A 21,440-nucleotide genomic window follows, 5' to 3' on the forward strand; every position below is an offset into this window, starting at 1 on the left:
GGTTTCCTCATCTACCAACTGATTCGGGTCGCCCGGCTCGTGGCCGGGGCGTTCGTGGTCAGCCCTCGGCGGCTTGTCGCCGCTCCCAACCCGAGCTGAACAGGTTGAAATTCACCGACTGTCGCGGATGCCGCGCGAGCGCCTCGTGATCCAGCGAGATACCCAGCCCCGGGCCCTGCGGCAGCGGGAAGTATCCGTCGACCACCTCGGGCAGCCCGGGTTCGCAGTCCTTGACGAAGACGTCGGCGAAATCGTTGAAATGCTCCTGCACCTTGAAGTTCACCGTGGTGGCGGCCAGGTGCAGATTCGCGGCGGTGGAGATGGGCCCGCCGACATTGTGCGGGGCCATCAGCAGATAGTGCGATTCGGCGGTGGCGGCGAGCTTCTTGGCCTCCCACAGCCCGCCGGAGTGCGTGATATCGGTCTGCAGGATGTCCGCGGCCTGCGATTCGAACAGTTCGCGGTAGTCGTAGCGGGTGTGCATGCGCTCGCCGGTCGCGATCGGAATCGTGGTGTGCGCGGCCACTTTCGCGAGCGCGGCCAGGTTCTCCGGCGGCACCGGCTCCTCGAGCCAGGCCGGATCGTACGGTTCGAGCAGTCCGGCCAGGCGGATCGCGGTGGCCGGGTTGAACCGGCCGTGCATCTCGATCATGATCTCGACATCCGGGCCGACCGCCTCGCGCACCGCGGCGACGAGTTCGAGCGAGCGTGTGGTCTCCTCGCGATCCAGCTCGAACATCCCGGCCCCGAACGGATCCACCTTCATCGCCCGGTACCCCCGCGCGACGACCCGGCCCGCGGCCGCGGCGAACTCCTCCGGGGTGCGTTCGACCTGGTACCAGCCGTTGGCGTACGCCTTGATCCGATCGCGCACCGCGCCGCCCAGCAGCCGGTACACCGGCACGTCCAGGGCCTTGCCCTGAATATCCCAGCAGGCGATCTCGACCGCGGCCAGCGCCGACATCGCGATCTCCCCGGCGCGCGCGTAGTCCAGCCGCATCATCCGGTGCACCAGCGATTCCACCTCGAACGGGTCACTGCCGCGGATGTGGTTCTCGGTGGCCTCGGCCAGGAAGCCCAGCAGGGCGTCGGTGTGATTGAGCATGCGGACCTCACCGAGGCCGGTCACGCCCGCGTCCGTATGGACCTCGACGATGGTCAGGTTTCGCCACGACGTGCCGAGTACGTACGTGCTGAGCTTGGTGATCTTCATCGGGGATCCGCATTGGATACTCGGCCATCCACGGCGGAGAGGAAAAAGCGGACATATCGGCCGTGGTGCACGCCAACTTCTTTCGATAGTGTGTTCGAATGGATGAGGTGGTGCGGTACACATACCGGCTCCGGCCCGGTCGCACTGCTGAGAAGGCGCTGCTTGCCGAGTGGGGGCGGTGCTGTTGGTTGTGGAACGAAGCGGTCCATCAGCACAGGTCCGGGCAGAAGCCGACATTCGCCAAACTCGGGAAGCTGTTGACCCGAGCCCGCGCGTCGATGCCGTGGCTGCGGGAAGGTTCCCAGGTCGCGCAGCAGCAGATGCTGCGTGAGTACGCGCGAGCGCTGGAGCAGTCCTTCACGGTGAAAGGACGTCGTCGTCCGAAGGTGAAGTCCCGCAAGAGGTCTCTGCCGTCGCTGGAATACACGCTGCGGGGTTCTCGATCCGTGCGGGCCGGTTGATGGTGCCGAAGGGCGTCACGGTTCCGGTGGTGTGGTCGCGGGAGTTGCCCTCGGAGCCCACATCGGTTCGCGTCTACCGCGACAGTCTGGGGCAGTGGTACGCGTCCTTTGTCGTGCGCCGGGAGATCGTGGTCCCCGCGCCCGGCCAGGGGGGTGTCGGGATCGACTGGGGTGTGTCCACCACCGCGACGGCCACCGATCCTCTCTTCGATCTGCCGTATCTCGGTCACCGCAGCCGATGTGCCGCCGAGTTGGCGAAGGCGCAACGCAGGATGGCTCGGCGTCACCGGAAGGGCTGTGCGCCCTATCGCGGCTACACCGATGCCAAGCGGCAGGCTGCCCGGCTGGCCAAGAAAGCCGCCCGGCAAACCGTGCACGACTCGCGCATGTGGGCCAAACGTGTTGTCGACCACCATGATCTGATCGCCATCGAGGATTTTCAGCCGAGGTTCCTGACGAAGTCCACGATGGCGCGTAAGGCCGCTGATGCCGCGATCGGTGCGGCTGAGGGTGAACTTATCGAGCGTGCCAGGCGGGCAGGTCGGACGGTGGTGATGGTGCGGCCCGCGTACACGAGTATGACGTGCAGCGCGTGTTTTGCGAGAACCAAGCGACTCGAGCTGCACGAGAGGAACTTCCGGCGCCCGGACTGCGGCTACGCCGAGGGGCGGGATCGGAACGCTGCCAGAGTGGTTCTGGCCGTGGCAGAACGGGGCCACGTCAGTGTCGAGGATGTCAGACAATCCGATCACCTCCTGCGGGTGGATGGTCCGGTTGCGGTCTGAGCTGGAAATCTCCCGCCTTCAGGCGGAAGAACCGTTAAGCAGATGTCCTGTCGTGCAGTCGGTTCGAAGATACAACGCTTTGACATTTACCATCCAATCATTCGATGATTTGGTCATGAACAGTTTTTCCGCCGGCCCGCTGGGCAGGCATCGCACGATGCACGGCCGCGTGGTGGACTGGTTGGGCGAGCGGGTGGTGTCGGGCGTCTACGCCGAGAACTCCCAGCTCCCCAACGAATCCGAACTGTCCGCACAGCTGGGCGTCAGCCGCGGCGGGGTGCGCGAGGCGGTCAAAGCGTTGGCGGCCAAGGGCATGGTCGATCCGCGGCCCCGGATCGGCACCCGGGTGCTGCCCCGCTCGTCCTGGAATCTGATGGACCGCCAGGTGATCGGCTGGCACAACACCGATCCCGCGTTCGTGCGCGATCTGCTCGAACTGCGCCTGATCGTGGAGCCGGGCGCGGCCCGCCTGGCCGCCGAGCGCGTGGATCCCGACCAGGTCGAGGCGATGAGCGCCGCCTACGACGCGATGGCCGAGCACGCCGCGCGACTGCCACAGGACAGCGAGGAGTTCGTCGCCGCCGACCTCGCCTTTCATCTGACCCTGTTGCGCGCCAGCGGAAATCAGCTCGTCGAGCAGTTGGGGCGGTTGCTGGAATCCGGATTGCAGCACGGTCTCGAGGCGACCAGTGAACTGCCGGGCGGGGTGGAGACGACGCTGCCCATGCATCGCGCGGTGCTCGACGCGGTCCGGCGGGGTCGTCCCGACGCGGCCGCGCGCGCGTGCCGCAAGCTCATCGAAACAACGGCCGCGGCGATGGCGGCCCGAACGGAGTCCTGATGTCGGTACGTGAATTCCTGCGGGCGAGCGGTATGCCGGAGGGCGACGGGCCCGCGGCGGACACGAGCGAGAAACGTTTTCCCGACGGCGCGCAGTACCGGGTCGAGATACCCAGCGTCGAGGGGCCCGCGGTGCTGGCGGCGGTGTTGGACGAGGCGCACGCCAGAGATGTTCGGGTGCACCGGATTTCGCAGGGCAGCGGCGTGCTGCTGTTGACCGATGACGAACTCTCGGCGATGGTCGCGCGGGCCGCCGCGGAGCCGGTCGAGGTGAGTCTGTTCGCGCGACCGCTGGCCGGATGGGGTACGGGCGCTGCGGCACTGGCCTCGGGCGCGGGTGCGGTCGGTGCGCAGGCGCGCGGGGCCGAGCAGCTCACGCAGTGTCTGCTGGATATCGAGCGGGCGGCGAACTTCGGCCTGCGCAGCGTGCTGATCACCGATATCGGGGTGCTGGCCACCGCCGCGAAGATGCGTGAGCAGGGGTATCTGCCTGCGGATATGCAGTTCAAGATCAGTGTGCAGATGGGGCTGGCGAATCCGGCTTCGATCCGGATCGCGCAGGATCTGGGCGCGGACACCTACAACGTGCCGACGGATCTGAGCCTGGCCCAGCTCGCCGAGATTCGCCGCGCGATCGACATTCCGCTGGACATCTACATCGAGGCTCCCGACGATCAGGGCGGGTTCATCCGGCATTACGAGATCGCCGAGATCGTGCGGGTGGCCGCGCCGGTGTATCTGAAATTCGGGCTGCGCAATGCGCCGAACATCTATCCGAGCGGGACCCATCTCGAGGCGACGGCGGTGGCGTTGGGGCGGGAGCGGGTGCGGCGGGCGCGGATCGGGTTGGATCTGCTGCGCAGGTTCGCGCCCGATGCGGTCACCTCGGAGCTGGGGGCGACAGGGCTGGCGGTTCCGTCGCCGGTCGGCGAGGGCGCGAAATGAGCACGGGGCGAATGGATCTGGCTGCGGGAGTGCGTTGATGTCGCGAGCGGTGCGCGTGGATGCGCCGGAACAGGTGCGGGTCGTGCCGATGTCGGCGCAGGCGCCGGGGCCCGGTGAGGCGCTGGTGCGGGTGGCGTGGGCGGGGATCTGTGGGTCCGATCTCGAAGTGGTGGCCGGGACACGGCCCGCGCCCTATGTGCGGTATCCGGTCGTCCCCGGGCACGAATGGTCGGGGACGGTGACCGAGGTCGGAGACGGCGTCGATGCGGACCTGGTCGGGAAACCTGTTGTCGGAGAGGGGTTTCGATCCTGTCTGCACTGTGACGCGTGTCGGCGCGGGGATACCAATCTGTGCGCGAACGGGTATGCCGAGACGGGATTCACGCATCCCGGGGCGTGGGCCGACTATCTGACCTTGCCCGCGCGGCTGCTGCATCCACTGCCCGCCGACGCCGATCTGCGGGCCGCCGCGATGCTGGAACCGGCCGCGGTTGCCGCGGCGGCGTGTCTGCGGGCGCAGGTGCGGACGGGTGAACGGGTCGCGGTGATCGGTGCGGGGACGCTCGGGTTGCTGGTGACCCAACTGGTGGCCGCGGTGCGGCCGGGTGAGTTGACCGTCGTCGATCGGCGGCCCGAATGTGAGGCGCTCGCTCGGCGTTGCGGAGCAACGCATTTCAGTACCGAGGTCGACAGCTCCCGGCGATACGACGTCGCGGTCGAGGCCGCGGGCGGCACCGGCACCGCACGTCTGGCCACCTCCCTGGTCCGTCGCGGCGGACGGGTCGTACTCACCGGAATCCCTGCCGCGCAACCGGATCCGATCTCACCGTCCGACCTGGTGCTCGATCAGCTCACCCTGCACACCGTCTTCGGCGCGCCCGGACGGGCCTGGACCCACGCCGTGCGCGCATTCGCCGCGGGCGCACTGGATCCCGCGCCGCTGATCTCCCACGAATTCCCGCTCGAACAGGTCGATTCCGCACTGCGCACGCTGCGCGCGGGCAGTGCGGTGAAAGTGCTGCTGCACCCATGATCTCCGTCGAACAGATCACCGCACCGGTCGCCGCGCACGGCGAGGGACCGGTCTGGTGCGACCGCTGGCCCGGCCTGCGCTGGGTCGACATGCTCGCCGGGGATGTACTCGAAATCGATTCCGGCACAGGCGAAATCCGTCGATTCCCGGTGGGCACGGTCGCCGCCGCGCTGCGTCCGCACGCCGAGAGCGGTGTGGTCCTGGCCCTGGAACGCGGATTCGCCCTCGCCGACGACGACCTCACCCGGATCAGACCGCTTCCGGAACTGTGGTCCGATCCGGGTGTCCGCATGAACGACGGCGGCTGTGATCCCCAGGGCCGCTTCCACTGTGGCTCGATGGCCTACGCCGAAACCCCCGGCGCGGGCGCGCTGTACCGCCTGAACCTCGACGGATCCGTGACCACCGAACTCACCGATGTCACCATCTCCAACGGCCTGGCTTGGAGCCCCGACGGCCGCACCGCCTACTACGCCGACACCCCCACCCAGCGCGTGGACGCCTTCGACTACACCCCGGATTCCGGTCTGTCCCAACGCAGAACCGCGATCCGCATCCCCACCGACCAGGGCTCCCCCGACGGTCTCACCGTCGACGCGGACGGCAACATCTGGGTAGCCCTGTGGGGCGGCAGCGCGGTCCACCAGTACTCCCCCGACGGCACTCTCCTGAACATCCTGACCCTCCCTGTATCCCAGGTCACCGCATGCACATTCGGCGGCCCCACCCACTCCGACCTCTACATCACCACCTCCCGCCAAGGCATCGACCCGACCACCCAACCCGCCGCCGGAGCCCTCTTCCGAGCCACCCCCGGCGTCACCGGCCAGCCGACCCTGCCCTATCGCGGAAGCCTCTGACTCGATGCAGCCCAACACATCCGCGTACCAGTAAACGTGCCCGCACATGTTCTTCGAGAGCTGATGGCAGACAGCCCACGTCGAGAGTCCTGACGCGCAGCTCGACGGAACCATCGCCACGCAGCTGATCAGCGTGCCGACAGGTACTCGGCCCAACTACGTCGGGTCAGCGTGCCCGACACCAGGCTGTGTCTATCGAGACCATCACCTCGGCAACACGACTTCCGTAGCGGTGGCATGGTCCAGCCGGAATTCAGCGCTGGATCGCCGCGACCTCTATTTCGGCGATGGGTTCGTCGGACAATCGCGCCCCCGTCCAGGTGTACAGCGATCCGCCTGCCGCGAGAGGAAGCAGCGCCGCATCCAAACCCCATGTGCGCGACCCACTTTCGTCCGGATAGCGCAGCACGCTGGTGATCGCCCGGGGAGCGGCGAGCGCATCGTCGGTCGGTGAGTCCTCGCCGAGTTCGAGTCGATGACGCAGCAGCGGCATGCTGTCCAGGTCCGCGACGAGATCACCGCGCCAGTGCCCGACGGTCTCGTCGGTGCGGCCGACCTGGACGCGTTCGCGCAGGCGCAGACGGGCATCCTCGGCGAGGCGGACGGTGGTGACGGCGTGGTGGACCGCACCGCCCGCGATAACGGTCGGCTCCGGATCGACATCCAACTCGCCACCAGCACCGACCTCGAATGTCCAGTGCGCGTGGGAAAGCGGTGTCGTACGTCCGGGCAGAGCGATGGTCGCGGCCACCGAACGCAGACACAGCCGGGCACCAGGTTCGACAACGACGGCGATGTCGAGCTCATCACCACCCAAAGGTGTTGCGGCCGTACCGATCAGGTGAACAATATCCGGTCCGGTACGCCGCGCGGCGAGCCCCCCGGTGGCGTGAATGCGTGGCAGCACACCGGGACTCGCCACGATCCGGACCTCAGTGCGCAACACCGGCGGCGGTGTCCTGCTCCGCGAACGCGCGCAATTGCTCACGCACCCACTGCAATACGGGTGTGGCGGCCGGATCCTGGGTCAGCGAGGTGAAGACGAACGGGCGGCCCTCGCGCACCGCGGTCGAATCACGGTCCATCACGCTCAGATCCGCGCCGACCAGCGGGGCCAGATCGGTCTTGTTGATCACCAGCAGATCCGAATACGTCACGCCCGGACCACCTTTGCGCGGGACCTTGTCCCCGCCCGCGACGTCCACGACGAAGATCTGCGCGTCGATCAGGCCCGAGGAGAAGGTGGCGGTCAGATTGTCCCCGCCGGATTCGACCAGGATCAGATCCAGCGGCGGATTGGCCTCGATCAGATCGTCGATGGCGTCCAGATTCGCGGTGATGTCGTCGCGGATCGCGGTGTGCGGGCAGCCGCCGGTCTGTACGGCGGTGATCCGCTCGTCGGCCAGCACGGCGTGCCGACGCAGGAAGTCGGCGTCCTCGGTGGTGTAGATGTCGTTTGTCAGCACCGCCAGCGACAGTTCGTCGCGCAGTTGGCGGCACAGCGCCGCAGTGAGCGCGGTCTTCCCGGACCCGACCGGGCCGCCGATGCCGATCCGCACCGGCTCACCCGCCGCACGCACCCGCTTCGGGCGGTCGTGCGCGTGATCGTGCGGTTCACCGTCGATCAGATGTGGGGGCATGGGGGACTCCTTTCAGGAGGCGAAAAGGGGCATCGGACGGTCCGGATGCCGCTGGGCGAGCACGTCCTGTAGCGGATCGGACAGCGCGGCCGGACCCCGCGCCGCCTCGGCCGCGGTGCGATCGCACAGTTCGGCGAGGCGGATCGTGGCGGCGGCGACGGCAGCCGGATCCAACGCCAGCAGTCGCTGCGCGGCCGTTGCGGTGCCGGTCATCGTGGTGTAGACGACCACCCCGGCGATCTCCCGCGCGCTCACCCGCGCCGCGATGCCGACCACACCGAACACCGTCGACAGATGCGGCCGCGACCCCAGCCCCCGCCAATCCTGTTGCGGCCACACCTGTTTCGCCAGTCGAAGCACACCCCTACCCTGCGCCCGTGAGGCCGCCCGAGCCGCCGGTGCGGGCGTGCGCGCATCGGCCTCGCCCTCGGCCCGACCCGGATCCCACTCCCCCGCGCACACCGCCGCCGCCAGCGACGCGGCCACCAACCCCGACGTGCGAATACGCCGCCGCAGATACGACTCCAGCGTCACCACATCCCGCACCAACCCCGAGGCCACCGCTTCCTCCACCCCACCCGAATGCACATGCCCACCCACGGGCAGCCGCGAATCGGCCAGCGTGAACAACATCGCCAGACTCATGGGCGCGGACTCGGGTCGAACATCCCCCGATCCTATGCGCACAACACCCGCACCTGCGCGGACAGCCGAGTGACACCGCCCACCTCATCCTCGGCAAGCGCCCCTGCCGGTCGGCTCGCCCTGGAACGGATGCCACAGCCACAACTACTGCGCGCGCTACACATCGTCCCCCTTCGCCGCCGTCATCCCCTTCGCCGCCGTCATCCCCTTCGCCGCCGTCATCCCCTTCGCCGCCGTCATCCCCTTCGCTGCCATCGTCTCCTTCGCCGCCATCGTCCCCGTCGCCGCCGTCATCCCCGTCGCTGCCATCGTCCCCGCCGCCGCCATCGTCCCCGTCGCCGCCGTCATCCCCTTCGCCGCCATCCCCCCGCTGCACCCTCATCGGTACTGCCCAGCCCTAATCGGCACAGCCCAGCCCACGATTCATCTCGCCTGCCGCCTCGATAATTTTCAGAGTGCGGCCGCGCCCCCGATCAACTCGCAGTGGTCGCCTCGACGGCCGACTCCTGCTCACGAGCGGCACGCCCCCGCCCCGCGAATATCGCGATCACCGCCATCGAAGCCAGCAGCACCGCGCCGACCGTGGTCGCGACATGCATCCCGTCGACGAACGAACCGCGCGCGGCCCGCACGAGCCCGGCGTCGCCACCGGCCCGCATCACGGTCTCCCCCAACGTCGGCGCGTAGTGCCCACCCGACCGGAACACCAGTGCCGCAATCGATCCCAGCAGCGACAGCCCCAACCCGTTGCCCAATTCGAAACTGGTCTCGGAGATTCCGACCGCGGAACCGGCCCGCTCGGGCGACACCGAGGCGACCGACACCTCCGACACCAGGGTGAACATCGTGCCGTACCCCAGCCCCGCCACCGTGGAACCCGCTATGTACCAACCGATTCCGCCGTCGACCCCCAACCCGAGCAACATCAGGTTGCCGACCGCGGCCAGCCCCAGCGCACATGCGAAGGCCGTGCGCGCGCCGAGCCGCCGCGCCACCCGCGCCCCGCCCATCGAGCAGACGAACACCACCGCGGCCGCCGGAATACCCAGCAGCGCCGCGGACAGCACGTCACGACCGGTGACCGATTGCAGATAGACGCTGGTCAGGTAGCTCATCGCGGCCAGCGACATCATCCCGGCGGTGGAGGACCCGATCGCGACCGAGAACAGCCCACGCCGGAACAGGCTCAGATCCAGCAGCGGTTCGGTCAGATGCCGCTGCCGCCGCACGAACGCCACCAGCACCACCACACCGACCACTCCGATCAGCACCGTGAGCGCGTCGATCCCTTCCGCCGCAGCCTGTTTGACCGCGTACACCACCGGCAGGATGCCGCCGATCGACATCGCCACACTCAGCAGATCCAGTGGCCCCCGACCCGCCGCCCGATGTTCGGGCAGTACGAACGGCCCCAGCGCCAGCAACACCAGCAGCACCGGCAGATTGATCAGAAAGACCGCGCCCCACCAGAATTGGTGCAGCAGCATCCCGCCGATCAACGGCCCGACCGCCGATCCGCCCGCGAAGAACGCGGTCCACACCCCGATCGCGGCCGCCCGTCGGCGCGGATCCGGGAACAGGCTCGAGATCAGCGCCAGACTCGACGGCAGCAGCGTGGCCCCGCCGACGCCCATCAACGCCCGCGCCGCGATCAGCACACCCGCGCTCGGCGCGAACGCCGCCAGCGTGGAGGCGAGCCCGAACACGCATGCCCCGGCCAGCAGGATGTTCCGCCGCCCGATCCGATCGCCCAGATTGCCCATGGTGATCAGCAATCCGGCGATCAGGAATCCGTAGATGTCCAGGATCCACAGTTGCTGGGTGGCATCGGGATCCAGGTGCGCGGTCAGTGTCGGCATGGCCAGATACAGCACCGACATATCCATCGACACCAGCAGAACCGGCAGGATCAGCACGGCCAATCCCAACCAGGCGCGCCGCGCCGTCGCGGGCACACCGGTGCCTGTCTCGCTCATCACCTATCCTTCACCTCGCGCGTACGACGTACGCGATAGTCTGGGTACAGCGTACGCACCCGGCTGGGTAAACGAAAGCGAGTGACGCAGTGAGCGCAGCAGCACGCGGCGAATCCGCGGGCAACGGCGGCCGTGAGAAGGCCGGTCCGGATCCGAAACTCACCCGCGCGGCCATCGTCGACACCGCGATCGGTCTCGCCGACGAGGCCGGGGTGGAGGCGTTATCGATGCGGCGCATCGCCGATCGGATGGGCGTGGGCGCGATGTCGCTGTACCGGCACGTCCCGAACAAGGACGCCCTGCTGGCCGAGATGACCGACGAGGTCGCCCGCCGCAACCCCTACCCCGTCCCGGAACCGGACTGGACCTGGCGTGATCGGGTGCGCGTCGCCGCCGATATCGATTGGCGCCTCTACCAGCAACATCCGTGGGTGCTGTTCACCTTCGCGGTGCCGCGCTACAACTTCGGCCCGCACAGCCTGGTCTGCCTGGCGTGGCTGGTGGAGGGCTTCGCGGAGTTGACCGACGATCCGCGCGAGGCGACCCGGATGTCGCTGGCGGTCTGGAGTTATATCGCCGGAATCGCGTTACAGCAGGTCAGCGCCGCGATGCTGGCCAAACGCGAGGGCGAGCACGAGGACACCTCGGCCTTCGACGCGCTGTTGGAGGGCACGCCGCGCTGGCCGACCCCGGCCGGTCTGGCGCCGCTCGCCGGGACCGGCCGGGGCGATCTGCTGGATCCGGTGCAGTTGCTGCGTACCGGCCTGACCGCGCTGTGCGACGGATTCGCCGCGAACCGGTGAACGCCTACTCCACGACCACGGCGTAGGCGAATCCGTCCCAGCCCTTACTGCCGACGGTCTGCAACACCGACGCCTCGAGCCGCGGTTCGGCACCGAGCATTTCGATCACCTCGCGGCTGCCGCGCACCGAGGGATCGGTCGACTCCGCGTCGGCCACGGCGCCGTGCCGGACCACGTTGTCGACGATGATCACCGAACCCGGCCGCGTCAGGCGCAACGCCCACTGCACGTAATTGGCGTTGTTGATCTTGTCCGCGTCGATGAAGACCAGATCGAACGGCGCGGGCTCCTCCTGCGCGAGCACCGGCAGGCTGTCCAGGGCCGCGCCGACCCGGATCTCCACCCGCTTGCCGACCCCGGCCCGGTCGAGATTCTCGCGCGCGACCTCGGCGTGCCGCGGCTCGAACTCCAGGCTGATCACCTGCCCGTCCTCGCCGACCGCGCGCGCCAACCAGATCGTGCTGTACCCACCGAGCGTGCCGATCTCGAGCACTCGCCGCGCACCGATCGAACGCGCGATCAGATGCAGGAACTTCCCCTGTGCGGGCGATACGTCGATGGCCGGTAGCCCGGCCGCCGAATTCGCTTGCAGCACACCGGAATCGGCATCCCCGACCAGGGTCTGCACCAGATAGCGATCCACGTCGTCCCATTGGCCATTCGTCATGATCGCAGTCTGCCACTCCGGCGACCGCGCGGCAGGACGCGCAGGTCAGAACAGGAAGTACCGCTGGGCCATCGGCAATTCGGTGGCGGGCTGCTCGGCCCAGACCTCCCCGTCGACGCGCACGGTGAAGGTGTCCGGGTCCACCTCGATGCGGGGCATGGCGTCGTTGTGCGGCAGATCCGTCTTGGTGCGCCGCCGCACGTTCGCCACCGGGACGAGCCTGCGGTTCACCCGCAAGCGGTCCGCCAGACCCGCCTCGATCGCCTGTTCGGAGACGAAATGCAGTGCGGTACCGGCGGTTACGGCCGGAGCCGCGCCGAACATGGGACGCGGCAGCACCGGCTGCGGCGTCGGAATCGACGCATTCGCATCACCCATGGCCGCCCACGCGATCGCGCCGCCCTTGAGCACCGCGTGCGGGCGCACCCCGAAGAAGGCCGGTTCCCACAGCACCAGATCGGCCAGTTTGCCCACCTCGACCGAACCGATCTCGTGGTCCAGACCGTGCGTGATCGCCGGGCAGATGGTGTATTTCGCGACGTACCGACGCACCCGGTTGTTGTCCGCCGCGCCGTCGCCCGGCAGCGCGCCGCGCCGGCGCTTCATCATGTGCGCGGTCTGCCAGGTGCGCATGACCACCTCGCCGATACGGCCCATGGCCTGGGAATCACTGCCGATCATCGAGATCGCGCCGAGATCGTGCAGCAGATCCTCAGCCGCGATGGTCGAGGGCCGGATCCTGCTCTCGGCGAACGCCAGATCCTCGGGCACGGACGGATTGAGGTGATGGCACACCATGAGCATGTCCAGATGCTCGTCCAGGGTGTTCACCGTGTGCGGCCGGGTCGGATTGGTCGAACTGGGCATCACGTTGGGATGCGCTGCGACGGTGATGATGTCGGGCGCGTGCCCGCCGCCCGCACCCTCGGTGTGATACGAGTGGATGGCCCGTCCGGCGATCGCGGCCAGGGTGTCCTCGACGAATCCGGCCTCGTTCAACGTGTCCGAGTGCAGCGCGACCTGCACACCCGCGGCGTCGGCGACGGTCAGGCACGCGTCGATCGCCGCGGGCGTGGTGCCCCAGTCCTCGTGCAGCTTGAATCCGCCCGCGCCGCCGCGCAATTGCTCCCACATCGCCTCGTGGCGCACGGTGTTGCCCTTGCCGAGCAGCAGGATGTTCACCGGCCACGCGTCGGTGGCCTCGAGCATCCGGCCCAGATGCCACGCGCCGGGACTGACCGTGGTCGCCTTGCTGCCCTCGGCCGGACCGGTGCCGCCGCCGACCAGCGTGGTGATACCGCCGCCGAGCGCCTCCTCGAGCAGCTGCGGGCAGATGAAGTGCACGTGGCAGTCGATCGCGCCCGCGGTGAGGATGCGGCCGTTACCGGCGATGATCTCGGTCCCCGGGCCGACCACCAGATCCGGGTGCACGCCGTCCATCGTGTCGGGGTTGCCCGCCTTGCCGATGGCGCAAATGCGGCCGTCGCGAATGCCGATGTCGGCCTTGATGATTCCCCAGTGGTCGATGATCACCGCGCCGGTGATCACGGTGTCCGGGGTGCCCTCGGCGCGGGTGGCGCGGGCCTGGCCCATGGATTCGCGCAGCACCTTGCCGCCGCCGAAGACGGCCTCGTCACCGGCGAGACCCGGTCCGCCGCAACGGTCCTCGGTGATCTCGATCAGCAGATCGGTGTCCGCCAGGCGAATTCGGTCGCCCACGGTGGGCCCGAACAGCTCCGCGTAACGGGCACGGGACAATTCGACCATCAGGCGTCCAGCTTTCCGGGTGCGTCCAGACCGATACCGTGCACCTCGCGCGTACCGCCCAGCGGGACCAGCGAAACCCGCTGTCCCAGACCGGGTTCGAAGCGCACCGCGGTGCCCGCGGGAATATCCAGGCGACGGCCGTGCGCCGCAGCCCGATCGAACCGCAGCGCGCCGTTGGCCTGCGGGAAGTGCACGTGCGAGCCGACCTGCACGGGCCGGTCGCCGGTGTTGAGCACCTCGAGTTCGATCCGCTCGGCGCCGGCGTTGATCTCGACGGGCGTTGCGGCATACAGGAATTCACCGGGCACCAGACCCGCGCGGGTGGATTCGTCGTGCGTCATGGGCTCAGCCGATCGGGTGATGGACGGTGACGAGTTTGGTGCCGTCCGGGAACGTCGCCTCCACCTGCACGTCGGCGATCATCTCGGGAATTCCCTCCATGACATCCTCGCGGGTGAGCACCGTACGTCCCGAGGCCATCAACTCCGCGACGGTGCGCCCGTCGCGCGCGCCCTCGAGCACGTGATCGCTGATGATCGCGATCGCCTCGGGATGATTGAGCCGCAACCCCCTGGCCCGGCGTCGTCGGGCCAGTTCGGCCGCATAGCTGAGCATCAGTCGTTCCTGCTCGTGCGGCGACAATCGCATGCGGACTCCTCGGCGGATCTGTCGGTGTCGGACATTCTGGCACGGCGCTCGCGCCACCGCGCGCCGGAACAGCGCAGATCAGTCGGCGGCGGGCAGATTCTGCAACCGAACCTGCCCGCGCGCGATCACCCGCTCCTGCTCGTCGGTGATCGTCACCTGCCACAACTGCTGCAAACGTCCGCGATGGACCGGCGTCGCCGTGCCGTGCAACACACCCTCGCGTACCGCACGCAGGAAATCGGTGTTGTTGTTCACCCCGACCACCGAGCCGCGCTCGCCGTACCAGACCCCGCCGCCCACGCTGGCGAGCGTCTCGATGACGGTGCAGTACACACCGCCGTTGACGATCCCCGCGGGCTGATGCAACTGCGGCGACACCACCCATTCCCCGACCACGCGCTCGGCCGAGACCTCGGTGTACTTCAGACCGATCAGGTCCGAAAAGCTCCCCTCGCTGAACCGCGTCATCTGCTCCGGAGTCAGATCCGCCAGCGAGCGCACCTGGGACCGATCGTTCTCTGTCATGTGAAAACAGTTGCATATCCCAGCTAACGCCTGATTCGCGGGGCGGGGAACGGAGATCGCGGGTATTCCCACGCCGAAGACGAAAGCGGCGGGCCCGGCACGATGGCCGGACCCGCCGCGGCAACGAATCGGGGAGTCAACCGCAGCCCTCGGGACTCTCGCTCGATCCTGACGCCGAATTCAGTATAGGGCAGGCTTACCTAACAAGGCAAGTCCTACGCACCGGCAGACCGCGTTCCTGCATCGCGGCCAGCAGACCCTGGCCGCGTTCCGCGCCCACCGTCGAGGAGGTGCCCGCCAGATCCGGCACGTACGTCGCCGCGCCGACGACGCTCTCGGCCACCAGCGACCAGAATCGGCCCGGGGTCAGCCCGGCACAGCGCCACAGCGCGGCCTGCACGAACGTCAACGCCGTCGAACAGCGATGCGCCAACCACACCTCCAGCGCCCGCTCGCACGGCAACACCACCACGCCCGGCTGCCCCGCCAGCCGATCACCCTCGACGACGCGAATCGTGGTGTCGGACAAGCCCGCCCAGTCGATGCCGCCGTCGTTGTCCGAATGCACCCACAGATTCTCGAGACCCGGATCCCAGGCGCGCCCCTCGGCCACCAGCAGCGCGACCACCCGGCCGACCACCGCGTGGATCAGCGCCGTCGCCACCACCTCCGCGGCGATCTCCGGGCTGCTCATCTCGGCGGCGTGGCGGCGATACATCAGGGCGATCCGCCCCTCGTCCAGCCCGTCGGACAGCCGCCACCAGCGGCGACGCCCGTGATCGACCATGGCCGCGACCGCGTAGACGCGTGGATGTTCCGGCTGCAAAGCCCGCAATCGCGCACAGGCGTGTCCGAATACCGGCTCGCAGTGGCGGGGCGGACAGACGGTGATCGGCTCGAACATTCGAACCTCCTTCGAGAAACTGTGCGGACCTGAACAAAAGATAGGTTAGCCTTACCAGACTTCTCGGGGCAATGACCGGGATCCGTATGAAAAATCCCACAGGGCTACCGACTGGTTACGACGACCTGTAGTACGCATTGGCGTCGTTGTCTCCGTAAGCTTGTGGGATGGCAGGTCTTGGTGAACTCGAGAAAGCGGTCATGGACCAGTTGTGGTCGGCCGATCAACCCCAGACGGTCCGACAGGTCCACGAGGCCCTCGCCGCGCATCGCGAACTCGCGTACACCACAGTGATGACGGTTCTACAGCGGCTGGCCAAGAAGGATCTGGTCGTCCAGCAGCGCGACGACCGCGCACACCGGTACGCCCCCGTGCACACCCGCGACGAGCTGGTCGCCAGCCTCATGGTCGACGCGCTCCAGCAGGCCGACGAGGTCGGCAGCCGTCGCGCGGCCCTGGTGCACTTCGTCGAACAGGTCGGAAATGACGGGGCTGCCGCCCTGCGCGAGGCACTCGCTAAGCTCGAAGCCACCGAGGCCGCGCGTACCAAATCCAACACCACGCGCAACGCGTCCGACGACAAGGGAGTCGCCCCGCCGCAGTAGAGAGCTGCGGCGCTCCCGAACGCCGCGATCTCGGGCCCTGGCCCCACAACGCAGTGAGCTGAGATGAATGCAACCGCGCCGGTTTTCGCCGGTCTCGCTTTGCTTCTGGCGGGACCGGTCCCAGCCCTGCTCAGCCGAGCCTCGTGGCCGTACCGGACGCCACGAGCGGCCCTGGTGCTGTGGCAGGCCGTCGCCCTCGCCGCGGTGCTGAGCGCCTTCGGTTCCGGTCTGGCCATCGCCAGTCTGCTGCTGGTCCCGGGTCCCGACGGACGCCCGACCACCTCGCCCACCCGCGAGATCCACGCCCTGGGCCTGCCGCTGTGGCTCGCGTACGTCATCGTCTTCGCGCTCACCCTGCTGGTCGGCGGACGCCTGATCTACATGGTGATCCGGGTCGGCATCCACACCAGACGCCGCCGCACCCGCCATCGCATCCTGGTCGACCTGCTCGATCAGGGCGGCGACCTGAGCGGCCAGCGGGCCGCCGACATCCGGGTGCTCGCCGCCGCCGAACCGATCGCCTACTGCCTGCCCGGTCTGCGTCGCCGCGTGGTGTTGAGCCAGGGCACCTTCGACAGCCTCACCGAATCGGAACTGACCGCGATCGTGAGCCATGAGCGTTCGCATCTGCGGGCCCGGCACGATCTGGTGCTCGAGGCGTTCACCGCCGCGCACGAGGCGTTCCCCCGGTTCGTGCGTAGCAAGTCCGCGCTCGATTCGGTCAAACTGCTGATCGAACTGCTCGCCGACGATTCCGCGGTCAAGGTCACGGGCGCGACGCCGCTGGCCCGCGCGCTGGTGGCCTGCTCGAATTCGACCGCGCCGCAGGGCGCGATGGCCGTCGGCGGGCCGACCACGCTGATCCGCATCCAGCGGCTGGCCGGACCGCTCGGTGATCTGCGCATCGCGACCGCCGCCTATCTCGCGGCCGCGGCGATCCTGGTGGTGCCGACCCTCGCGGTGGCGATTCCCTGGCTCGTCGAGTTGAAGCGCCTGTTCCGTGCCTGAACCGGGCGCGGTGCGCGCGCCACGGTTCGCCGATCTGGGTTTGCCGGTTCCGCTGGTGCAGGCGTTGCGCCGGGCCGGGCTCGAGACCGCGTTCCCGATCCAGGCCGCCGCCGTGCCCGACATCCTCGCCGGACGAGACGTATTGGGCCGGGCCGCAACGGGATCCGGCAAAACCCTCGCCTTCGGGCTGCCCATGCTGGCGCGGCTCGTCCGGGCGGCCTCGGCTCCCCGGCGGCCGCGCGGGTTGATCCTCGCGCCGACCCGGGAACTCGCCGTGCAGATCGAGACGGCGTTGGACGAACCCGCCCTGGCCCTCGGGCTGCGGCTGGGGACCGCGGTCGGCGGCGTCCCGATCGCCCGGCAGGCGCAACGGCTCGATCGCGGCGTCGACCTGCTCATCGCCACTCCCGGGCGGCTCGCCGATCTGATCGCGCAGGGTGCGGCCGGGCTCGACGCGGTGCGCGTGGTCGCGGTGGACGAGGCCGATCACATGGCCGAACTCGGTTTCCTCGACCAGGTCACCGCGCTGTTGGATCTGGTGCCCGTGGACAGCCAGCATCTGCTGTTCTCGGCCACTCTGGATGACGCGGTGGATGTCCTGGTGCGGCGATACCTGCGCGATCCGGTGTTGCACGCGGTCGACGCGCCCCTCTCGGGCACCACGGATGATTCCTCGGAACCCGTTGCGCGCCAGGGCGATACGAACTCACCCGAGCCTGCCGGAACACGTGCCGGGACGATCGCATCATCGGGCGAGATCGGATCATGTCCGGCCATCACCCATCACCTGCTGCACCTGCGCAAGGCCGACAAGCGCGCGATCGTCACCGAGATCGCCGCGCGCGAGGGCCGCACCCTGCTGTTCGTCCGCACCCAGTACGGCGCGGACAAACTCGCCCGCCGCCTGCGCGAATCCGGAATCGCCGCGGCCGTCCTGCACGGCGGCAAGGCCCAGAACCAGCGCACCCGCACCCTGACCGCCTTCGCCGACGGTTCGGCCCCCGTCCTGGTCGCCACCGACGTGGCCGCCCGCGGCATCCACGTCGACGACATCTCCCTGGTCGTGCACGTCGACCCGCCCGCCGACCCCAAGGACTACCTGCACCGCGCGGGCCGCACCGCCCGCGCCGGAGCCACCGGCACCGTGGTCACCCTCGTCACCGAGGACGACCGCGAAACCACCGACCAACTCCTCCGCACCGCCGGAATCCACCCCACCCACACCACCATCCGCCCCGGCGACCCCCACCTCACCGCCCTCACCGGAGCCCGCCACCCCTCCGGCACCCCGGTCCCCGACCCGACCGCACCCCCTCCCCCACCAACCAACCGCACCACCGCACCCGCCGACCACCGCCGCACCCGAACCGCCCGCCCGCACGCCACCCGCCGAAGCCGCCGCCCCCGCTGACCCACTCGACCGAGCCGACGTGACTCGGTACGACGACCGGCCCTATTCCCAAGCCGCTGCCACTTCGCCTCTTCCACATCGAGCCCGCACCCGAACCACACACCACTCACCGAACCCGCTGACCCACTCCACCAAGCCAGCGCAACTCAGTGGCGACCAGCCCCCCTATCCCCGTCGCTGCCGCTGCGCCTCCTGCCCATCGAGCCCGCACCCGAACCACACGCCACTCACCGAAGCCGCCGTACCCGCTGACGACCAAGCCAGCGCGACTCGGTACGGCGACCGGCCCTATTCCCAAATCGCTGCCGCTTCGCCCCCTCCCATCGAGCCCGCGTCCGAAATACTCGCCGAAGCCGCCGCCCGCTGACCCACCCACCGAGCCAGCGCGACCCGGCAGAGGGCCGGGAGTTCGCCGAGCGACACGATTTCTCGTGCGGAGCGGTCTGGACGGAGGCCGGGCTTATTCGGACAATTCGGTCATGCAGATCGGTTAGGGTGGGGGTAGTCGATCGCGGAGGGGTACCGATGACCGAACGTAAGCCGGCTGGCATGACCTACGAATCGTGGCTGGACAAGCAGATTCGTGAGGCGACCGATCGGGGGGAATTCGATGATCTGCCGGGGGCGGGTAAGCCGCTGCCGGATGCGGGGCAGCGGTACGACGAGGATTGGTGGTTGAAGGATTATCTGCGGCGGGAGGGGGTGAGCGGGGACGGGGTGTTGCCGCCGTCGCTGCTGTTGCGGCGGGATGTGGAGCGGCTGCCGGAGGCGGTGCGGGCGATGAATTCCGAGCAGCGGGTGCGGGAGCATGTCTCGGAGCTCAACGACCGGATCGTCGCGTGGTTGCGGATGCCGCACGGACCGCACGTCAACGTGACACCGGTGGATGCGGACGAGGCGGTCGCGCAGTGGCGGGCCCGGCGGCAACCTCCGGCACCGCGCGAGGAGCCCGCGGCCGAACGCCCGCCCGCCGCCTCGCGATGGCGTGCGCTGTTCCGCCGACGCCGCTGAGACGACCCGGCAATCATCCGGTAACCGCCGCGCGCCGCATTCGCCGAGCTCGGCCACGTAACCCTGGCGTTCCCCTACAATTGCCGGAGTGCAGTTTCTAGCGGGCCATCAGCCACCCTATGACCTGACCTACGACGACATCTTCCTCGTCCCGAACCGGACGGAAGTCACGTCCCGATTCGACGTCGACCTGTCGACCAGCGACGGGACGGGCACGACGATCCCGATCGTGGTGGCCAACATGACCGCGGTCGCCGGTCGCCGGATGGCCGAGACGGTCGCCCGCCGCGGCGGCATCGTCGTTCTACCGCAGGATCTTCCGCTCGAGGCGGCCTCGGACACGATCTCCTTCGTCAAGGCCCGATCCCTGGTCGCCGACACCCCGGTGGTGCTGGGCCCGGATCATTCGGTGTCCGAGGCGCTGGCACTGATCCACAAGCGCGCGCACGGCGCGGTGGTCGTCGTGGAGAACGACCGCCCGATCGGCGTGGTCACCGAATCCGGCTGCGCGGATGTGGACCGGTTCGCCCGGCTGCGCGCCGTCGCCGACACCGGATTCGTCACCGCCCCCGTCGACACCTCACCGCGCGAGATCTTCGAATTGCTCGAGGCCCGGCACGCGCAGCTCGCGGTGCTGCTGGCCGCGGACGGCACGCTGGCCGGGGTGCTCACCCGCACCGCATCGGTCCGCACCGGCATCTACGATCCGGCGATCGACCGGTCCGGCAAGCTGCGCATCGCGGCGGCGGTCGGCATCAACGGCGACGTCCCGGCCAAGGCGAAGGCCCTGGTGGACGCCGGCGCCGACGTACTGGTGATGGATACCGCACACGGCCACCAGATCAAGATGCTCGAGGCGCTGCGCTCGGTCGCCGATCTGCGCCTGGGCGTGCCGCTGGTCGCGGGCAACGTGGTCTCCGCCGAGGGCACCCGCGATCTGGCCGCGGCCGGTGCGGACATCATCAAGGTCGGTGTCGGCCCCGGCGCGATGTGCACCACCCGCATGATGACCGGCGTGGGCCGCCCGCAGTTCTCCGCAGTGGCCGAATGTGCTTCGGCGGCAAAGGATCTGGGCGTGCACATCTGGGCCGACGGCGGCGTGCGGCATCCGCGCGACGTCGCCCTGGCCATCGCCGCGGGCGCGTCCAACGTGATGATCGGCTCCTGGTTCGCGGGCACCTACGAATCCCCCGGCGACCTGCGCGTGGACCGCGACGGCAACGCCTACAAGGAGAGTTTCGGCATGGCGTCCAAGCGTGCGGTGGCCGCGCGCACCGCCACCGACAACGCCTTCGACCGGGCCCGTAAGGCACTGTTCGAGGAGGGCATCTCGTCCTCGCGGATGCGCCTGGATCCCGAACGTCCGGGCGTGGAGGATCTGATCGATCACATCTGCTCGGGTGTGCGCAGCGCCTGCACCTACGCCGGTGCCCGCACGCTGGGCGAACTGCACGACAAGGCGGTGCTGGGCGTGCAGTCCGCCGCCGGATTCGCCGAGGGCCGCCCGCTGCCGTCGGGTTGGTGAAGCGCTCGTTCGCACGGGGAGCCGGGGTCGTCACCGCATGGCGCGGTGGCGACGTCGGCGGCGGCTGCCGGTAGCATGAGGGTTGCCGGTCCGGGCAGGAGGAAGGCCCGCGACCGGATTCGTCTCCACGAACAGCTTCCGCTTGCGAAAGGAACCAGTTGTCACCCG

Annotated in this window: 24 protein-coding genes; 12 read left to right on the forward strand and 12 right to left on the reverse strand. The window is 68.9% G+C overall.

Features of this window, described 5'->3' with window-relative positions:
• Nucleotides 1-58: 58 nt before the first annotated feature.
• A complete protein-coding gene (locus tag NRB20_RS01965) occupies nucleotides 59-1,213 on the reverse strand; it encodes a mandelate racemase/muconate lactonizing enzyme family protein (RefSeq protein WP_153407414.1) in 1,155 nt (384 codons plus the stop codon).
• 98 nt (nucleotides 1,214-1,311) lie between these two features.
• On the opposite strand from NRB20_RS01965, the gene NRB20_RS37845 reads away from it, so the two are divergent.
• The 6 genes from NRB20_RS37845 (at nucleotide 1,312) to NRB20_RS01990 (ending at nucleotide 6,137) form a co-directional block, all read left to right on the forward strand.
• Nucleotides 1,312-1,674, forward strand: coding sequence for a hypothetical protein (locus NRB20_RS37845; protein ID WP_227833102.1), 363 nt, complete (start codon nucleotides 1,312-1,314; stop codon nucleotides 1,672-1,674).
• Nucleotides 1,674-2,459: an RNA-guided endonuclease InsQ/TnpB family protein gene (locus NRB20_RS01970; RefSeq protein WP_227833103.1), complete on the forward strand. Its 786-nt coding sequence runs from the start codon at nucleotides 1,674-1,676 to the stop codon at nucleotides 2,457-2,459. Before NRB20_RS37845 ends, NRB20_RS01970 begins: the two co-directional genes overlap by 1 nt.
• 115 nt (nucleotides 2,460-2,574) lie before the next feature.
• Nucleotides 2,575-3,300, forward strand: coding sequence for a FadR/GntR family transcriptional regulator (locus tag NRB20_RS01975; protein ID WP_153407415.1), 726 nt, complete (start codon nucleotides 2,575-2,577; stop codon nucleotides 3,298-3,300).
• Nucleotides 3,300-4,244 (forward strand): U32 family peptidase, encoded by a 945-nt coding sequence (locus NRB20_RS01980; protein WP_227833104.1) that lies wholly within the window; start codon nucleotides 3,300-3,302, stop codon nucleotides 4,242-4,244. Before NRB20_RS01975 ends, NRB20_RS01980 begins: the two co-directional genes overlap by 1 nt.
• 37 nt (nucleotides 4,245-4,281) lie before the next feature.
• Nucleotides 4,282-5,277, forward strand: coding sequence for a zinc-dependent alcohol dehydrogenase (locus NRB20_RS01985; protein ID WP_153407416.1), 996 nt, complete (start codon nucleotides 4,282-4,284; stop codon nucleotides 5,275-5,277).
• Entirely contained in the window at nucleotides 5,274-6,137 is an 864-nt protein-coding gene (locus NRB20_RS01990) for an SMP-30/gluconolactonase/LRE family protein (RefSeq protein WP_153407417.1), read from the forward strand. Before NRB20_RS01985 ends, NRB20_RS01990 begins: the two co-directional genes overlap by 4 nt.
• Nucleotides 6,138-6,390: 253 nt before the next feature.
• Here the strand turns inward: NRB20_RS01990 and NRB20_RS01995 are convergent, their stop codons facing one another.
• The 5 genes from NRB20_RS01995 to NRB20_RS02015 all read right to left on the reverse strand — a co-directional run bounded on the left by NRB20_RS01995 (nucleotide 6,391) and on the right by NRB20_RS02015 (nucleotide 10,398).
• Nucleotides 6,391-7,080, reverse strand: a complete 690-nt coding sequence (locus tag NRB20_RS01995; RefSeq protein WP_153407799.1) for an urease accessory protein UreD — start codon at nucleotides 7,078-7,080, stop codon at nucleotides 6,391-6,393.
• Entirely contained in the window at nucleotides 7,070-7,777 is a 708-nt protein-coding gene (gene ureG / locus NRB20_RS02000) for an urease accessory protein UreG (protein ID WP_153407418.1), read from the reverse strand. The genes NRB20_RS01995 and ureG overlap by 11 nt, the downstream gene beginning before the upstream one ends.
• A 12-nt stretch (nucleotides 7,778-7,789) precedes the next feature.
• Nucleotides 7,790-8,422: an urease accessory protein UreF gene (locus NRB20_RS02005; protein ID WP_153407419.1), complete on the reverse strand. Its 633-nt coding sequence runs from the start codon at nucleotides 8,420-8,422 to the stop codon at nucleotides 7,790-7,792.
• Between the two features lie 156 nt (nucleotides 8,423-8,578).
• Nucleotides 8,579-8,785, reverse strand: coding sequence for a hypothetical protein (locus tag NRB20_RS02010; protein WP_153407420.1), 207 nt, complete (start codon nucleotides 8,783-8,785; stop codon nucleotides 8,579-8,581).
• Nucleotides 8,786-8,895: 110 nt separating this feature from the next.
• Nucleotides 8,896-10,398, reverse strand: coding sequence for an MFS transporter (locus NRB20_RS02015; RefSeq protein WP_153407421.1), 1,503 nt, complete (start codon nucleotides 10,396-10,398; stop codon nucleotides 8,896-8,898).
• An 89-nt stretch (nucleotides 10,399-10,487) separates the two neighbouring features.
• Here NRB20_RS02015 and NRB20_RS02020 point away from each other — a divergent pair, with 89 nt between their 5' ends.
• The gene (locus NRB20_RS02020; RefSeq protein ID WP_319944338.1) at nucleotides 10,488-11,201 is read left to right on the forward strand and encodes a TetR/AcrR family transcriptional regulator; all 714 of its coding nucleotides are present in this window, start codon (nucleotides 10,488-10,490) and stop codon (nucleotides 11,199-11,201) included.
• Nucleotides 11,202-11,205: 4 nt separating this feature from the next.
• Here NRB20_RS02020 and NRB20_RS02025 read toward each other — a convergent pair whose 3' ends face one another.
• From NRB20_RS02025 to NRB20_RS02050, 6 genes are all read right to left on the reverse strand, one after another.
• Nucleotides 11,206-11,868, reverse strand: a complete 663-nt coding sequence (locus NRB20_RS02025) for an O-methyltransferase (RefSeq protein ID WP_153407422.1) — start codon at nucleotides 11,866-11,868, stop codon at nucleotides 11,206-11,208.
• A 45-nt stretch (nucleotides 11,869-11,913) separates the two neighbouring features.
• Entirely contained in the window at nucleotides 11,914-13,635 is a 1,722-nt protein-coding gene (locus NRB20_RS02030) for an urease subunit alpha (protein ID WP_153407423.1), read from the reverse strand.
• Nucleotides 13,635-13,946 carry an urease subunit beta gene (locus tag NRB20_RS02035; protein ID WP_153407800.1) on the reverse strand — a complete coding sequence of 104 codons (312 nt, stop codon included), beginning with the start codon at nucleotides 13,944-13,946 and terminating at the stop codon, nucleotides 13,635-13,637. The genes NRB20_RS02030 and NRB20_RS02035 overlap by 1 nt, the downstream gene beginning before the upstream one ends.
• 34 nt (nucleotides 13,947-13,980) lie before the next feature.
• Nucleotides 13,981-14,283, reverse strand: a complete 303-nt coding sequence (locus tag NRB20_RS02040; RefSeq protein WP_153407424.1) for an urease subunit gamma — start codon at nucleotides 14,281-14,283, stop codon at nucleotides 13,981-13,983.
• A 78-nt stretch (nucleotides 14,284-14,361) separates the two neighbouring features.
• Entirely contained in the window at nucleotides 14,362-14,808 is a 447-nt protein-coding gene (locus tag NRB20_RS02045; protein WP_153407425.1) for a PaaI family thioesterase, read from the reverse strand.
• 196 nt (nucleotides 14,809-15,004) lie between these two features.
• A complete protein-coding gene (locus NRB20_RS02050; protein WP_153407426.1) occupies nucleotides 15,005-15,712 on the reverse strand; it encodes a hypothetical protein in 708 nt (235 codons plus the stop codon).
• A 167-nt stretch (nucleotides 15,713-15,879) separates the two neighbouring features.
• Between NRB20_RS02050 and NRB20_RS02055 the strand changes: the two genes are divergently transcribed.
• The 5 genes from NRB20_RS02055 (at nucleotide 15,880) to NRB20_RS02075 (ending at nucleotide 21,272) form a co-directional block, all read left to right on the forward strand.
• Complete coding sequence (locus tag NRB20_RS02055) at nucleotides 15,880-16,317, forward strand: BlaI/MecI/CopY family transcriptional regulator (protein WP_153407427.1); 438 nt, start codon at nucleotides 15,880-15,882, stop codon at nucleotides 16,315-16,317.
• 63 nt (nucleotides 16,318-16,380) lie between these two features.
• Nucleotides 16,381-17,325 carry a M56 family metallopeptidase gene (locus NRB20_RS02060; protein ID WP_153407428.1) on the forward strand — a complete coding sequence of 315 codons (945 nt, stop codon included), beginning with the start codon at nucleotides 16,381-16,383 and terminating at the stop codon, nucleotides 17,323-17,325.
• Nucleotides 17,318-18,736: a DEAD/DEAH box helicase gene (locus tag NRB20_RS02065; protein WP_319944339.1), complete on the forward strand. Its 1,419-nt coding sequence runs from the start codon at nucleotides 17,318-17,320 to the stop codon at nucleotides 18,734-18,736. The genes NRB20_RS02060 and NRB20_RS02065 overlap by 8 nt, the downstream gene beginning before the upstream one ends.
• Before the next feature lie 525 nt (nucleotides 18,737-19,261).
• Nucleotides 19,262-19,747, forward strand: a complete 486-nt coding sequence (locus NRB20_RS02070; RefSeq protein WP_153407429.1) for a DnaJ family domain-containing protein — start codon at nucleotides 19,262-19,264, stop codon at nucleotides 19,745-19,747.
• A gap of 88 nt (nucleotides 19,748-19,835) precedes the next feature.
• Nucleotides 19,836-21,272, forward strand: a complete 1,437-nt coding sequence (locus tag NRB20_RS02075; protein ID WP_319944340.1) for a GuaB1 family IMP dehydrogenase-related protein — start codon at nucleotides 19,836-19,838, stop codon at nucleotides 21,270-21,272.
• Nucleotides 21,273-21,440: the final 168 nt, after the last annotated feature.

Origin of the sequence: Nocardia macrotermitis (assembly GCF_009604405.1) — a bacterium.
GTDB classification, from domain to species: domain Bacteria; phylum Actinomycetota; class Actinomycetes; order Mycobacteriales; family Mycobacteriaceae; genus Nocardia; species Nocardia macrotermitis.